General features: G+C 38.1%; 13 protein-coding genes. 10 read left to right on the top strand and 3 right to left on the bottom strand.

Annotation, left to right across the window (positions count from 1 at the left end; genetic code table 11):
• Nucleotides 1-24: 24 nt before the first annotated feature.
• Genes MKX65_RS20680 through MKX65_RS20670 form a run of 3 tightly spaced genes read left to right on the top strand, consistent with a single transcriptional unit; the run spans nucleotide 25 to nucleotide 2,852 of the window.
• On the top strand, nucleotides 25-579 hold the full coding sequence (locus tag MKX65_RS20680) for a recombinase family protein (protein ID WP_076513872.1): 555 nt from the start codon (nucleotides 25-27) through the stop codon (nucleotides 577-579).
• 19 nt (nucleotides 580-598) lie between these two features.
• Complete coding sequence (locus MKX65_RS20675; RefSeq protein WP_076513870.1) at nucleotides 599-2,047, top strand: Mu transposase C-terminal domain-containing protein; 1,449 nt, start codon at nucleotides 599-601, stop codon at nucleotides 2,045-2,047.
• Nucleotides 2,040-2,852: an AAA family ATPase gene (locus tag MKX65_RS20670; RefSeq protein WP_076513869.1), complete on the top strand. Its 813-nt coding sequence runs from the start codon at nucleotides 2,040-2,042 to the stop codon at nucleotides 2,850-2,852. Before MKX65_RS20675 ends, MKX65_RS20670 begins: the two co-directional genes overlap by 8 nt.
• Nucleotides 2,853-3,026: 174 nt before the next feature.
• On the opposite strand, the gene MKX65_RS20665 is transcribed toward MKX65_RS20670, so the two are convergent.
• The 3 genes from MKX65_RS20665 to MKX65_RS20655 all read right to left on the bottom strand — a co-directional run bounded on the left by MKX65_RS20665 (nucleotide 3,027) and on the right by MKX65_RS20655 (nucleotide 6,550).
• Nucleotides 3,027-3,458, bottom strand: coding sequence for a hypothetical protein (locus tag MKX65_RS20665; protein WP_083686585.1), 432 nt, complete (start codon nucleotides 3,456-3,458; stop codon nucleotides 3,027-3,029).
• Between the two features lie 693 nt (nucleotides 3,459-4,151).
• The gene (locus MKX65_RS20660; RefSeq protein WP_340905365.1) at nucleotides 4,152-4,328 is read right to left on the bottom strand and encodes a DUF3896 family protein; all 177 of its coding nucleotides are present in this window, start codon (nucleotides 4,326-4,328) and stop codon (nucleotides 4,152-4,154) included.
• 167 nt (nucleotides 4,329-4,495) lie between these two features.
• Nucleotides 4,496-6,550 (bottom strand): bifunctional diguanylate cyclase/phosphodiesterase, encoded by a 2,055-nt coding sequence (locus MKX65_RS20655; RefSeq protein WP_340905361.1) that lies wholly within the window; start codon nucleotides 6,548-6,550, stop codon nucleotides 4,496-4,498.
• A gap of 331 nt (nucleotides 6,551-6,881) precedes the next feature.
• Here MKX65_RS20655 and MKX65_RS20650 point away from each other — a divergent pair, with 331 nt between their 5' ends.
• From MKX65_RS20650 to gabT, 7 genes are all read left to right on the top strand, one after another.
• Nucleotides 6,882-8,180, top strand: coding sequence for a Glu/Leu/Phe/Val family dehydrogenase (locus MKX65_RS20650; protein ID WP_445677927.1), 1,299 nt, complete (start codon nucleotides 6,882-6,884; stop codon nucleotides 8,178-8,180).
• Nucleotides 8,181-8,195: 15 nt separating this feature from the next.
• The gene (locus tag MKX65_RS20645) at nucleotides 8,196-8,483 is read left to right on the top strand and encodes an SAV0927 family protein (protein WP_340905359.1); all 288 of its coding nucleotides are present in this window, start codon (nucleotides 8,196-8,198) and stop codon (nucleotides 8,481-8,483) included.
• A gap of 16 nt (nucleotides 8,484-8,499) precedes the next feature.
• Nucleotides 8,500-8,748, top strand: coding sequence for a hypothetical protein (locus MKX65_RS20640; RefSeq protein ID WP_160548242.1), 249 nt, complete (start codon nucleotides 8,500-8,502; stop codon nucleotides 8,746-8,748).
• Nucleotides 8,749-8,858: 110 nt separating this feature from the next.
• Entirely contained in the window at nucleotides 8,859-10,988 is a 2,130-nt protein-coding gene (locus MKX65_RS20635) for a sigma 54-interacting transcriptional regulator (RefSeq protein ID WP_340905355.1), read from the top strand.
• A gap of 173 nt (nucleotides 10,989-11,161) precedes the next feature.
• Nucleotides 11,162-12,634, top strand: coding sequence for an aldehyde dehydrogenase family protein (locus MKX65_RS20630; RefSeq protein WP_340905354.1), 1,473 nt, complete (start codon nucleotides 11,162-11,164; stop codon nucleotides 12,632-12,634).
• A gap of 21 nt (nucleotides 12,635-12,655) precedes the next feature.
• Nucleotides 12,656-14,026 carry a putrescine aminotransferase gene (locus MKX65_RS20625; protein WP_340905351.1) on the top strand — a complete coding sequence of 457 codons (1,371 nt, stop codon included), beginning with the start codon at nucleotides 12,656-12,658 and terminating at the stop codon, nucleotides 14,024-14,026.
• 62 nt (nucleotides 14,027-14,088) lie between these two features.
• On the top strand, nucleotides 14,089-15,438 hold the full coding sequence (gene gabT, locus MKX65_RS20620; protein WP_340905349.1) for a 4-aminobutyrate--2-oxoglutarate transaminase: 1,350 nt from the start codon (nucleotides 14,089-14,091) through the stop codon (nucleotides 15,436-15,438).
• Nucleotides 15,439-15,453: the final 15 nt, after the last annotated feature.

Raw genomic sequence — 15,453 nt, 5'->3', positions numbered from 1 at the left:
AAAAATGAAGAAAGAGTGATTTTGGTGTTAATTGGATATGCACGTGTGTCAACAGGATTACAAAATTTGGATTTACAATCAGATGCTTTAACGCAACATGGTTGTACAAAAATTTTTCACGATAAAATGAGTGGAACAAAAAGACAACGCCCCGGTTTAGAAGAAGTTCTTAAGTATGCACGTAAAGGGGATACAATTGTCGTTTGGCGATTGGATCGACTAGGACGCAACATGCAAGATTTGATTCAAATTGTGAACAGCTTAAATGAACGGGAGATTGGCTTTCATAGTCTGCAAGAAAACATAACAATGGACAAAAGCAATGCTACGGGGCAATTAATGTTTCATTTGTTCGCAGCATTTGCAGAATTTGAACGTAATTTGATCGAAGAGCGCTCTGCTGCGGGACGAGCAGCTGCCAAAGCACGCGGGCGTCTAGGTGGACGCCCTGAAAAGTATGGAGCTAAAGATATTGAAATGATGAAGGCTTTAATTGAAAGTGGCACCCCGATTAAAGATGTTGCGGAAAAGTGGGGTGTGTCTCGCACAACGATTTATCGCTATTTGGAACGACAATAAATCGGAAAGGTTGATGCCTATGCAAAATGAACAGCTTCCATTAACAGCTTATTCGGAAGAACAACGGCAAGCAGCAGTAGAAAAGTATAAAATTATCTCACCCTATCTTATCAATGAAAAAACATTAACTGTCATTACAGAGGAAACCGGCATTGCAAAAAGAACGCTACAATACTGGATTCGGGACTATAAACAATTGGGCTTAAAAGGTTTAATTCGAAAAACAAGAAGCGACGATGGCAAAATACATTTGGAGCCAGAAATTGTCGTGTTAGTTGAACAATTGATATTGAAGAACAAAAGGAATTCATTAACGTCAATTCATCGAATGATCTGTGAGCAATGTCAGAAAAAAGGCTGGCAAGAACCAAGTTATTATCAAGTATATAAGATATCACAGTCCCTTTCGCCAAGCTTAAAGAAGTTAGCGCATGACGGTCAAAAAGCATACAACAATCAATATGATTTAATTCATCGAAGAGAAGCAAACTACCCCAACGAAATTTGGCAAGCTGACCATACCCCTTTAGACATTATAGTTTTAAATGAAAAAGGAAAACCAGAAAGACCTTGGCTAACAATCATTTTAGATGATTATAGCCGAGCAGTCGCTGGGTATTACTTATCTTTTGAAAACCCCTCTGCTATACATACATCTTTGGTATTACACCAAGCAATATGGAGAAAAAGTAATCCTGATTGGCAAATATGCGGTATCCCAGAGAAATTTTATACAGATCATGGAAGCGATTTTACATCCAACCATATGGAACAAGTAGCAATTGATTTAAAAATTAATCTAGTCTTTTCTGCAGTCGGTGTTCCAAGAGGGCGTGGGAAAATAGAGAGATTTTTTTTAACCATTAATCAATTATTTCTACAAGATTTACCCGGTTATTTGGGAAATCAGACTAGCACTTCACTTCTTACCATTAAAGAACTAGATGAAAGATTACAAAATTTCATTATAAGTAACTATCACCATAGGATTCATGGCACAACAAAAAAAGAGCCTATACATGCATGGAATAATTCCGGATTCCTCCCCAATATGCCCGAAAGTTTAGAAAGTCTTGATTTATTATTGTTAAACGTAGCAAAACCAAGGAAGGTGCATTCTGATGGGATTCACTTCCAGGGACTAAGATATATTGATACAAACCTTGCTGCATACGTTGGTGAATCAGTCATTATTCGTTACGATCCAAGGGATATTGCAGAGATTCGAGTGTTCTATCAAGATAAATACTTATGTACGGCTATTGCTCCTGAAATCTCCGATTATACAGTAGATTTAAAGGATATTGTTTCAGCACGAAGTAAAATAAGGAAGAATCTAAAGAAACAACTTGATTCTGGAAAAACTGTTGCAGAAGAAATTGCCTTGTCTAAGCAAAAGGATTTGGAGGAAAAGCCTAATAAATCTAATTCCAAAAAGTCAAAACTTAAGAGGTATTTCAATGAATAAAACACAAAAGTTTATTGAAACAAAAGAATATAAAAGGTTTGCCGAGTTCTGTGACGCTTGTATAAAATACAAGTACATAGGCATTTGTTATGGATTACCCGGTGTTGGAAAAACATTGTCCTCAAGGTATTATTCAAATTGGGATTCCATCGAAAAACAAATAGCTTATAAAACCGCAAAAGAAATTGGCGTAGACGCAAATGAAGAAATACTTGAAGCCAAAACAATCTTTTATACAGCCCCAGCAGTGCGAGCGACCAAAATGACTGAACAGATTAATCTTATTCAGGGTAGAATGAATATGGCAAGAACTATGTACAAAGTAATCACTTTGGGAGAAGAAGAAAAGTATTCCACTAATGATTATGAAGACATTGACTTGATTATTGTTGATGAAATTGACCGTTTAAAAATGCAAAATTTAGAACAACTTAGGGATATTTATGATAGGAATGATATAGCAATGATACTAATTGGGATGCCCGGCATTGAAAAACGACTAGCTCGGTACCCCCAACTTTACTCTAGAATTGGATTCGCTCATGAATTTGATAAACTTAGTAAAGATGAAACCCATCATATCTTGGAATATAAATGGGGAGAGTTAGGACTTTCAATAAAACTTGAAGACTTTTCCGATTATGAAGCAATAACCAGTATAATAAAAATTACCGGCGGGAACTTCAGGCTCATACAGAGACTGTTCACTCAGATTGAAAGAATACTTGAAATTAATAAGCTTGAAACAATAACAACAGAAGTTGTTGAAGCCGCACGGGATAGCTTGGTAATCGGGGTCAAGTAAATATAAAAAGCCAGCTTCCGGTTGTTCCGCAATCGGGCCATTTAATTGAGCAACATCCTTAAAGAAAATTGGATATATATGTTAAAAGTTTAGGGAAGATTGTGAAGGTTTCAACTTAATGTAACGACGCAGGAAGTGAAAGAAAGAGATGTTCATTACAACATCTCTTTTTGCTTACGCACCTATCTCCTCTGCGTGCTTCATCATTTCTTCATCTATGATTTCAATTAATTCTGGACTAGTATACATAAGTAAAACAACTTCTCTGGAGTCATCCTCAATATGAATTTCAGCTTCAATACGTATCTCAGATTTATCTCCTTTATAAATAACATCAAAGGTACCAATCTCTTTTATTTCGTTATCCTTATTCATTTTTTCTATTTGAGCTTCAATAGTAGTGATTTCCTCAGCAGTAAAACCTGAATCCAATACCGAAGATGATAATCTATTTAAAAAGGGTTGTATCTCTTCAAGGTCAAAATTCATTCCAGCTGCTAATGGTGCTTCATCCTTGATTATATTTTCCTTTTTGTTAAACATATAGATAGTACCTACAACTAAAAGTATTATAATAAGAACAACAATAAAGATTTTAATATGCACTCACACCTTTCCATTTTTCATTATAAAGCAACATTTAATTTCTACTCACTATGAAAATAATTCCAAGTTATTCAGATAGAAATAGGAACAGGTGAAAGGATACTTCTTTCACTATATAGGGTTGCTTCTTCAATAAGAAAACGTAAATAATCTTCCAAAATACCAGCTAATAGGAGCTTTTTGTTTATTCAAGAAAAGGGCGCGTTTGTGAAGTAACAAAAAGGTCCGATTTCCCAATTTTAATGCTGGGAAATCGGACCTTTTTATATTTATATATAGTGCAAAATAGCACTTAAAATGAGTGCAAAATAACTCCAAAAGTGACACAAAAGGTCTTGGTTTGAAATAAAACAGCTTAATCAAAGTATGGAGAAATAACGTAATCCCAGCAGATAGCCCCGCGTTATAAACTGCTTTTCTGAGAGGACCATTTTTAAACCACATAAAAATTAACATAAAGACAAAGACATATCGAGTCTTATTTGATACAAATATCATTAAAAAATCTAAGAGAGAAAAACGACCTGAGTATTGATTAATTAACTTGAATAATTTTTCGTTCACTTTGGGTTCTCCTTACACTATTAATAGGTAATAAAATGCCCCTCCTATGTAAGAAATATGTGGGAACTTCTTTTACTGCTACTATAAAAAAATACAAGGACCTGATAACCGAGTCCTTGTAACATAATACTATTGCAATCCTCTATGATAATAATTCATTTCCGCAAGTTCTGAAATATACTGGTAGTTGTCAATCATATTCTGAATCATTTCCGATTCGGAGGGTGTTAAATCTGGGTCTTCTAATCTTCTTTGTAAACCCTCAATTTTCAAAGCGATGTCGTGTTTGAGTTCATCATAATTCATTCGAACCACCCTTTCTTTCTGTTAAAAGATTATCCTCACTTTTTTATATTACAAAAGAAAAAGGGAAGATCGATGCAGATTTTTTTTCAATTACGTGAACAATTATAATCTCGCAGCACACATCAAAAAAAGTACCGCATCAACGTGCGCGGTACCTTTTAAGCAGATTAAAAAGAAGGTGTAACTTCATTACATTGCGAATGGAACTGCTTCATCCAAGAGATTAGTTCCTCTTGTTTCATTGGTTTTGCAAAATAGAAGCCCTGAATGGTTGGGCTCTTGGGCAGGGAGGTTAAATAGTTGAATTGCTTCACATTTTCTACCCCTTCAACGACGGTTTCAATGTCCAATGAATGACAGAGAGAGACAATAGCGGTAATAATCGCAGATTCTTTTTTAGACTCTGGTACACCGTCTACAAAGGATTTATCAATTTTTAACGTGGAAATGGGTAATCTTTTTAAATACGACAATGAGGAAACACCTGTACCGAAGTCATCAAGAGCTACAGAAAACCCTTGTTTTCGTATGTCTCCAACTGCCCGTATCGCATTTTTAATATCACTTACCACGCTCGTTTCGGTGATTTCTAGTTCGATATTTTTTGCCAAAATATCATATTTATCCACACAATGATTAAGAGTTTTTAACAGTCTAGCTGATGTGATATAGGTGCCAGGGATATTAACAGCTACGTGTAATACAGGATGACCGTCTTTATTCCACTGATCGAGCTGCTGACATACTTTATCAATGACCCAATCAGTCACATTAAACATTTTTCCACTTTTCTCCAATGCAGGAATAAACAGACCGGGTGATAGAAAGCCATGAACCGGGTGATTCCATCGAATGAGTGCTTCGACACCTGAGATTTCCTGAGAAGAGGCATTAATTTTTGGTTGATACACTAGATACAAATGATCTTTCTCCATAGCCAAATCAATATCAGACAAGAGGCGCTGTTCAAAGTTATACGTATGGATCTTCGGATCATACTCAACGATTTGATTATTATACTCAATTGACGGGTGATGCAGGACTGCAACCGCATTAGCATAAAGCTGGCTTGCGGTTTCATTGTTTTCCTTAACAGCTATTGCACAGACGGTATTAACAAGAACAGTATGGTCATCGAACTGTAAAGGAACTTTTAAAATAGAAGAAACTCTCTCTAATGTTAATTTGAGTCTTTCATTTGATTCTTCCTTACAAATAAAAGCAAATCGGTTGCCTTCTACTCTGTACACCTCTAAAGAAGTGGAATTTAACTGCAATAGTAACTGACTTACTTCAGTAAGAATTCTATCTCCAAATTTGTATCCATATCCAATATTCCATTTTTCTAGATCATGAATATGAAGAACAGCTACTGTATTAGCATGTAATAGTTGATGAATGGTCCTTTCAAACTGACGTCGGTTCGGAAGCTTCGTTAATGGATCAAAAAAGTTCATTCGGTAATCAACGTATCGATCCAATGCGCCAGATAAACTAGATAGAATAAGCAAAACGGAAGTTCCAATGGTAACCGCAAGCACTAGAATCCATGTATGATTTTCATGAGAGTGGTTTGTAGAAATCACTGTGTTAGCATCTACATAAAAAACAACAGAAGCCATCCCGGTATAGTACATACTAGAAATCGCTAAGCCCATGATTAAGCTTGTCACGATTTTGATCAATCTACGGTCCATCAAACGTTGCAATGAAGAGAAAATGTAAAGTGCAACGAAGGAAACAGTCATTGCTATCACAATGGATCCTGTAAATATCCCAGGCCTATAGGCATGATGAACCTCCATTTTCATTGCGGCCATGCCCATATAATGCATCGTTGATATGCCCAATCCCATAACGACTCCAGAAATAATAAAGGCAAAGATGCTCTTTTTCTGGCGATTAGCTATATAAAAGGCTAAAAGCGATGCGATTAAGGCAGGGCAAATTGAAAGGAGCGTTACAAAAGGGTCGTATTGCATATCAAATGGAAGATTAATTGCACCCATCCCAATAAAATGCATGGACCAAATGCCAAAGCCCATGGCTACGGAAGCTAATCCAATCCAAATAAAACGATGAAAGAAGCTATTTTGTTGAATTCTTTCATTCAAAGAAAGTGCGGTATAAGAGGCACTACAGGCAATAATTATAGATAATATGACAAGTGAAAAGTTATACTCACTTTCAAGAATGAAAATGGAGTCTGGTACGGTAAACATGGGGTTCTCCTTTGTTGTGAAGTTCTATCTCTGTACAAAGAGACATGGTGTATCATTTATATCGGTTATTTATAATAATTATAAAGGTGATGGAAGGAATTTCTTTTTTATGTAGAAATCAATAATCGATGTATGTTGGTGAATATATACAACCGCATCCTCTTAAAGGGGATTTTTTTTATGGTTGGAAATTATGCAGAATCGAATAATCTATGCAGTACCATTGGAAGGATTACGTCACGGTCGAAGGAAATTGTCTTCTTTTCGCCACTTCATGAGTTGGCACGGCTCTTGCATCTCTCAAATGTAAATTGAAAAATGAGGTGTAATCATGGCTGACTCAATCGTGGAGTCGAAAAATCAAATGGTAGAAAGAAAGGAAGGAATTCAAGACAATCCCTTGATAGAATTTCATTCGATCTTAAAAGAAGCGATAGATATTCTAAACTATCCTGACGAAGTGTTTGAGCTTTTAAAAGAACCATTGCGTTTTCTTGAGGTGAAAATCCCTGTTCGCATGGATGATCACACGACCAAGATTTTTCGAGGATTTCGTGCTCAGCATAATGATGCGACAGGTCCTACAAAAGGTGGCATTCGATTTCATACAGACGTTACACCAGAAGAGGTGAAAGCCTTAGCTGGTTGGATGAGCATGAAATGTGGAATTACAGGTCTTCCTTATGGAGGGGCAAAAGGGGGAATTGTGTGTGATCCTCGAACAATGAGCTTACAAGAGCTGGAACGGTTAAGCCGGGGCTATGTGAGAGCGATCAGCCAAATCGTCGGACCAACAAAGGATATTCCAGCGCCCGACGTATACACGAACTCACAGATTATGGCTTGGATGCTTGATGAATACAACTTTATTCGGGAGTTTGATAATCCAGGATTTATTACCGGAAAGCCTGTTGCTTTAGGAGGATCAAAAGGACGCGAAACGGCTACATCAAAAGGATTACTATATACACTTCAAAAGGTGTTAGAAGTAAAGAACCTTCCCATAAAAGATTTAAAAATTATCATTCAAGGCTTTGGGAATGTAGGAAGTCATTTGGCATTGTACTTGTATGAGTTAGGAGCGAAGATCGTCGGGATCTCTGATGTGCTAGGTGGCATCTATGATGAAAAGGGCTTAGACATCCCGTATTTAATGGATAGTCGTGATTCCTTTGGAGTAGTAACGAATTTATTTAAGAAAACAATCTCAAATCAAGAATTATTAGAAAAAGAGTGTGACGTCCTTGTTCCGGCAGCCCTTGGTGGTCAGATTACGAAACGTAATGCTGAAAAGATAAAATGTCAAATTGTACTTGAAGCAGCGAATGGACCGACCACCAAGGAAGCGATAAACATACTTGAGGAAAAGGAGATCCTTGTGGTGCCAGACATATTAGCAAATTCAGGAGGAGTGATTGTCTCTTATTTTGAATGGTGCCAAAACAATCAAGGATATTATTGGTCGGAGCGAGAGGTCGATGAAAAACTAAAAGAAAAAATGGAAACCAGCTTTGAGCAAATCCTCCATGTGAGTAAAAAGTATCGTACAAACTTAAAGGTAGCTGCTTATATCGTGGGAATCCAGGCTTTAGCAGAAACGTCACAGCTTCGTGGCTGGATCAAAATATGAGAGGGGTTGGCCGGAATGGTTGAGGTGTTATTAGAAGAAAGAGAAACGCAACCCATCCATTATTATTGCTTATCGATTGGATCGCACCGCTATGATTTTACGATTATTTATTCACATCAGTTTTTTGATAAAGCAATGGTTGTTTCTATGCAAGCGGGGAAGTGGGCGTTAATGTGCCAAGAGGATATTGACAATGAAGAGCATTGGGCTGAAAGATTAGCAATTGTTGATGTAGATATCGAGGATTGTAAGACTTTTTTTAAGATGGTGCTTAACCATAAAAGTGTATCTGATCAATATTAATCTAGGAGGGAGAGGCATGAATCACGAATTTGTTGTAAGTGCTGTTAGTGGGAAGGTAGAAGAAGTAGCGATTGAGGTTCATTCAAGAATTTATGAATGGGAAAAGTTATTTACGATTCGAACGGAAAATGGACATCTAGAAACAGTGAGCGTGGGTCTTAGTGGAGAAATCATTTCTATAGAAGTAAAAGCAGGTGACTCTATTATACCTGGCATGGTCCTAGCCTTTATTAAAGATGATTTGATTCCAACAGGGAGTGACTAATGTGTGTGGAGATGGCTGATCCATCTCCTTTTTCTTACTTATCCGAAAATTTGAAAATTAATATTTTTGCAGTATATAATTGAAAGAAAAGGATAGAAGGAGGGGGACGTTTGTTTACTTTAGAAAAAGATAAGATAAGACCCATCATCTCCATTGATTTAAATGACGATGAAGAACAATGGGAAGCATGTCTTAAACAGCATAATGAGCCCATTCTTTTTCTTAAAAAGGATGAGGAGATCATCTCCTATATTCAAATGAAAGATATTCCTCTTAGCGAAACTAGCAGTCTATCAAACATTTTTCAAGCAAAAGCAGTTCCCATGACCAACGTGTCCAAGTTAAATAACACGATTTCTGTTCCTGTTCTTTTTCAAATTATCGGCGAACCGTTTGCCCTTGTGATTGATGATCAAGGGAAGCCATCAGGTTATGTCAAACGGGAGGATGTTCTTGCACTATTATTCAAGCAAGAGCCGCATGGAAGTGTCGATTTACTAAAGGTGATATTAACCTCTATTCCAATGGGAATATTCGTTGTTGATCGAGAAAAGAAGATAATAAACTTTAATGAGTCAGGCCTGCGGATGACGAAGCTAACTTCAGAGGATGTTTCCGGAAAACCAGCTGACTCCATTTTCCACGGGGAGCATATTCACCAAGTATTTGCAGCAGGTCAAACGATATTAAATCAAATTCAGATCACTGATACCATGGGTGTTCTAGTGGATTATAGTCCGATTTTCGATTTTCATAATGAAGTAGAAGGAATTATTATTATCGTTCAAGATTTGCCGATGGTTGAGGATATGGCCATGGAAATTGAACATATCAAAAATTTGAATAAAGATTTAAATGCCATTTTATCAACGATTTATGACGAAATTTTAGTAGTAAACCATAAAGGGGAGCTGCTTCGATATAGTGAGACGTTTCTTTCCGATTTTTGGGGAGTGGAGTTAAAGGAGTTAACTGGGAAGAATCTTCTGGAGCTTGAAGGGGAAGGTCTATTCACACCGTCTGTTACCCGGTTAGTGTTGGAACAGAAGAAAAAGGTATCAATCGTTCAGGAAACAAAGAGAAATAAGCGAATTTTAGCGGTAGGTAACCCGATATTTGATGAAAATGGCAATATTGATCGTATCATTATTGCTTCAAGGGATATTACAGAGACAACAAAGTTAAAATCTGAATTACGAGAAGTGAAAAAGCAATCGGACCAATATAAGCAGGAGCTTGAAAGGATTAAAAATAAAGATCGCTTCTTTAACCGACTCATTTACTGTAGTCCCAATATGGAACAAATTATGGAGCATGTGACGAAGATTTCTCATTTTTCCTCTACGGTTCTCATTACGGGAGAATCAGGTGTAGGAAAGGAATTGATTGCGCAAGCCATTCATCAAAGTGGAAGCCGCGCAAACCAACCGTTTCTAAAGCTTAATTGTGGGGCAATTCCTGAGAATCTATTAGAAAGCGAGTTGTTTGGGTACAGCAAAGGGTCGTTTACTGGTGCTGATAAAAATGGGAAAGAGGGTTATTTTCAAAAAGCTGACCAAGGTATTTTATTTTTAGATGAAATTGGCGAAATGCCCGTTAGCCTTCAAGTAAAATTGTTACGTGTTCTTCAGGAACAAGAAGTCGTTCCAATTGGAAGTACAACTCCGATACCGATCAATGTACAAATTGTTGCAGCAACAAACAAAAAGCTAGAAAAAATGGTTCAAGAAGGAACCTTTCGTGAGGACTTATATTATCGTTTGAATGTCATTCCTATTCATGTCCCGCCTTTACGCGAACGTACAAAAGATATACCACTGTTAGCGTATCATTTTCTTCAAAGGCTGAATGAAAAATACAATAAAAACTATCATTTTACACCAGACGCATTGAATTTACTTGAAGTATACTCATGGCCAGGAAATATTCGAGAGCTTCAAAATATGATTGAACGATTAGCGGTGTCGGCTGATCATCCAGCTCTAGATGCTGATTTTGTGAATCAATTTTTATCCTTTACTAGTAATTTTAATAAAGAGAAACCAGTTTTCACGAATGTCATGCCGCTTCAGGAAGCACAAGACTATATTGAGGAGCAATTAGTAATGTTAGCGATGAAGCAATATAAAACCACCACAAAAGCAGCAAAAGCACTCGGCATCAGCCAGTCCTCCGTTAGTAGAAAGTATCAAAAAATCATGAATGATAGACAAGCCAAATATGGAGAAGTCTCCTTTTAAATTGAGTGGTGCAGGCAATTGTCTGTGCCATTTTTTATATAGAAAAAGAAGTTATGCAAAATTAGCTAGGGTTATGCAAAAATGCATAACTTTTTTTATTGGGTCCTTGTAAACAAAGAGATAAGTGTTGGCACGGTTCTTGCATTACTTATAAAAAAGGAGGATTGATTAACATGCATGCATTAAGGATGTATATCAATGGCGAATGGAGAGAATCACAAAATAAAGAAACACGTGACATTTATAATCCAGCAACGGGTGAAGTGATTGCACAAGCAGCGGAAGGAACAATCGAGGATGTAAAAGAAGCCATTCAGATCGCAAAGTCCACCTTTGAAAGTGGAATATGGTCACAAACTCCTCCAGCTGAACGAGCAGCTTACTTATTTAAAATTGCAGAAAAAATGGAGGAGCGAGCAGAGGAGTTAGCCGAACTAGAAACATTAGACAATGGAAAACCATTAAGGGAAGCTAGCTTTGATGTGGCGGATGCCGCTGCATGCTTCCGTTATTATGCGGGTTTAATTACAAAGCCTAATGGTGAGACCTACCCCGTCTCCGATCCGGTGCAAGGGATCGTTGTCCGTGAGCCAGTTGGTGTTTGTGGGTTAATCGTTCCGTGGAATTATCCTTTATTATTAAGTGTTTGGAAACTAGCGCCAGCACTTGCCGCAGGAAATTCGGTGGTTTATAAACCGTCCGAAGTGACTCCAATAACTCCAACAAGATTATTTGAAATTTTTGAAGAAGTAGGTTTGCCAAAAGGTGTTGCCAATATGGTGATGGGATCTGGTGTGGTTGTTGGAAATGCAATTGCAGAGAGCGAGGACGTTGACCTTGTTTCTTTTACAGGTGGTACAAAGACAGGGAAACAAATTATGAAGGTAGCAGCAAACAGCCTTAAGAAATTATCTTTGGAGCTTGGAGGGAAATCACCCAATATTGTGTTTGCTGATGCTGACTTTGAAACAGCGGTCGATTACGCATTATTTGGTATCTACGCAGGGGCAGGACAAATTTGTGCAGCAGGTTCTCGTATTTTAGTAGAAGAAGAGATTTACGAGAAATTTGTTTCTCGCTTTGTTGAACGTGCGAATCAAATCAAGGTGGGACCAGGAAATGATCAAGAAGTAGAAATGGGTCCTTTAGTAAGCAAAGAGCATTTGGAAAGAGTTTTATCCTATATAGAGATTGGAAAGAACGAAGGAGCTCGATTGGTTTGTGGGGGCAAGCGAATCGAAAAAGAGGGTTTACAGGACGGGTACTTTGTAGAGCCCACTGTCTTTGTTGATGCAAACTTAAGTATGAGAATTGTTCAGGAAGAAATCTTTGGTCCAGTCGTTGTAATTGAAAAATTCAAAGATGAGAAGGAAGCCATTGCGTTAGCGAATGGAACCCAATATGGATTAGCTGGAGCTGTTTTTACGAAAGATGGAGCAAAGGCACTTCGTGTTGTAAAACAATTAAGAGCAGGAATTACCTGGATTAATACCTTCCATAATACGTACAACGAGGCGCCTTGGGGCGGATATAAGAAAAGTGGGTTTGGTCGAGCACTTGGAAAGTATGGTCTAGAAACATTCCAAGAGATTAAGCAGATTAATATAAATTTACAAGTCGAACCAATCGGTTGGTTTTCAAAATAAAACGTGAATAGGAGAGATCATATGAGTACAAATATTGAGAGGAAACAAGAGGAAGTAAAGGAAAAGAATGTACATCAGTACATTAAACAGGTGTTAGAAATGATAGAAAAAGAGGAGATCACAGAGGCGGAGGCCAACTGGATTTCAAAGGAAACGATTCAGCATTTTCGTGACCATGTGAATCCAGGCTTCCTTGATTACCGAAAAACCGTTACGGAGGGAGGACTATCGGCAGCGGTTGAATGGTCAGATAAAGATTCATGTTTTAAGGATGTAAATGGCAAGGAATACATTGACTGTCTTGGTGGCTTTGGTATTTACAATGTCGGTCATCGTAATGAAAAAGTCGTGAAGGCGGTTAGCGATCAATTAAAGCGTCAAGCTCTTCACAGCCAAGACTTATTAGATCCACTACGTGCGATGTTAGCAAAAATTTTAGCAGATATTACTCCAGGAGATTTAAAATATTCTTTCTTTACCAATAGTGGAACGGAAAGTGTGGAGGCAGCATTAAAACTAGCCAAAATGTATAGTGACAGAACGACCTTTATTTCAACTACTCGTGCTTTCCATGGGAAAAGTCTCGGGGCGCTTTCAGGTACAGCAAAAGGAGTGTTCCGTAAACCATTCTTACCTTTGATACCAGGCTTCCGCCATGTACCGTTTGGTGACATGGATATGATGAGAAAAACATTTGAAACCTGTGCACTTGTTGGAGAAGATGTTGCTGCGGTATTGTTAGAGCCAATTCAAGGGGAAGGTGGAATTATTCTACCACCTGAAGGTTACCTTCAACAGGTTCGTGAGCTATGCGACCAATATGATGCATTACTAATATTCGATGAAGTACAGACGGGCATGGGGCGTACAGGTAAAATGTTCGCATCGGACTTGTATCAAGTCGTTCCTGATATTCTTTGTCTAGCGAAAGCCTTTGGTGGTGGTGTGATGCCAGCAGGTGCCATCGTTGCAAAAGAAAAGGTGTTTAAAAGCTGGTTTGATAATCCGTTCATGCATACAACAACATTTGGTGGAAACCCACTTGCCTGTGCGGCTGCCATTGCAACGATTGACGTTCTGTTAGAAGAGAACTTACCAGCTCGTGCTGCAGAGGTTGGAGAATATTTCTTGCATGGATTAATAGAAGCTGCCGAAGGTCATGAAGATCTTGTAATGGAAATTCGAGGCCAAGGTTTGATGATCGGAATTGAATTTGAACGTGATGAAATTGGATGGGAAGTCTCGAAAGGAATGTTTGAACGAGGAATTCTTGTTGCAGGAACTCTAGTAAACTCGAAAACGATTCGAATTGAGCCTCCACTTACGATTAAATATGACGAAGTAAATACAGTTATACAAACCTTTAAAGAAGTACTACAAACCATTCGTTAAAAAATTTTAGATGTGGAAAAGGAGGGGTGCCTCCTTTTTCCATTAAGGAAGGTGTCGGATCTATGAAACAATTTGTTCAAATCAAAACGTCCATCCCAGGACCACGATCAAAGGAATTATTAGATAGAAGGAAAAGAGTTGTTCCACAAGGTATTAGTAATAATTGTGCTGCATTTGTTCATAAGGCGGAAGGAGCCTTGGTGGAGGATATTGATGGCAATATTTTTATCGACTTTGCTGGTGCTATAGGAACAATCAATGTTGGTCATTCCCACCCGAAGGTTGTTCAGGCTATAAAGGATCAAGCGGATCACTTTGTTCATACCGGATTTAATGTCATGATGTATGAATCTTATATCGAGTTGGCGGAAAAATTAACAACGCTCGCCCCCGGCAGTTTTCCAAAACAAGCGGCTTTTTTTAACAGTGGGGCAGAAGCGGTTGAAAATGCTGTGAAGATTGCTCGAAAGTATACGAAAAGACAAGGAATTGTGTCGTTTACGAGAGGGTTTCATGGACGAACGTTAATGACGATGACGATGACAAGTAAAGTAAAACCTTATAAATATGGATTTGGACCATTTGCTCCTGAGGTATATAAAGCTCCTTATCCATATGATTATCGGAAGCCAAATGGAATGGATGAAAAACAGTATACTGAATATATCATCCAACAGTTTGAGCAATTCCTTCTTGCAGAGGTCGCTCCAGAAACGATTGCGGCAGTAGTCATGGAGCCGGTGCAGGGAGAAGGAGGCTTTATCGTTCCCAATCGGGAATTTGTGCAGCGTGTTTATACTATTTGTAAAGAACACGGAATATTATTTATTGCAGATGAAATTCAAACCGGCTTTGGGCGTACCGGCCGCTACTTTGCCATTGAACATTTTGGCGTAGAGCCAGATCTACTAACAATCTCAAAGTCTATGGCAGCTGGGGTTCCAATTAGCGGAGTGATTGGCCGAGAAGAGATTATGAATGTAAGTCAGCCAGGAGAAATTGGTGGAACGTATGCGGGGAGTCCTCTAGGGTGCCAAGCTGCTCTTGCTGTCCTAGAAATAATAGAAGAAGAGCAATTGAATGCAAGAGCGGAACGGATTGGAAGAACAGTAATGAACAAGTTTCAACAATGGTCCGATCGATTTGAACAGGTCGATGGCATCCGTGGGTTAGGAGCGATGTGTGCGTTTGAGATTGTAAAGGATAAAACCTCTAAACAGCCAGATAAAGAACTGATTGGTAGCATTATTCGAGAGGCTACTAATAGAGGATTGCTGTTACTCAGCGCAGGGATATTTGGCAATGTGATAAGACTATTAATGCCTTTAACGATTTCTGATGATCAACTTCATGAAGGATTGTTGATCTTAGAAGAATCTTTAGAAGCTGTTTTATCACCCCAATATATATAAAGAGAGGGTAAGCAG

It is taken from the genome of Robertmurraya sp. FSL R5-0851, assembly GCF_038002965.1.
Classification (GTDB): Bacteria; Bacillota; Bacilli; order Bacillales; family Cytobacillaceae; genus Robertmurraya_A; species Robertmurraya_A beringensis.
This window is presented reverse-complemented; position numbering and strand designations above follow the sequence as displayed.

Bases quoted from the DNA above. Each gene is read 5' to 3' on its own strand.
- MKX65_RS20645 (WP_340905359.1), top strand. From the start codon at position 8,196: ATGGTTGAGGTGTTATTAGAAGAAAGAGAAACGCAACCCATCCATTAT.
- MKX65_RS20675 (WP_076513870.1), top strand. From the start codon at position 599: ATGCAAAATGAACAGCTTCCATTAACAGCTTATTCGGAAGAACAACGG.
- MKX65_RS20640 (WP_160548242.1), top strand. From the start codon at position 8,500: ATGAATCACGAATTTGTTGTAAGTGCTGTTAGTGGGAAGGTAGAAGAA.
- MKX65_RS20625 (WP_340905351.1), top strand. From the start codon at position 12,656: ATGAGTACAAATATTGAGAGGAAACAAGAGGAAGTAAAGGAAAAGAAT.
- MKX65_RS20630 (WP_340905354.1), top strand. From the start codon at position 11,162: ATGCATGCATTAAGGATGTATATCAATGGCGAATGGAGAGAATCACAA.
- MKX65_RS20655 (WP_340905361.1), bottom strand. From the start codon at position 6,550: ATGTTTACCGTACCAGACTCCATTTTCATTCTTGAAAGTGAGTATAAC.
- MKX65_RS20660 (WP_340905365.1), bottom strand. From the start codon at position 4,328: ATGAATTATGATGAACTCAAACACGACATCGCTTTGAAAATTGAGGGT.
- MKX65_RS20650 (WP_445677927.1), top strand. From the start codon at position 6,882: ATGGCTGACTCAATCGTGGAGTCGAAAAATCAAATGGTAGAAAGAAAG.
- MKX65_RS20670 (WP_076513869.1), top strand. From the start codon at position 2,040: ATGAATAAAACACAAAAGTTTATTGAAACAAAAGAATATAAAAGGTTT.
- gabT (WP_340905349.1), top strand. From the start codon at position 14,089: ATGAAACAATTTGTTCAAATCAAAACGTCCATCCCAGGACCACGATCA.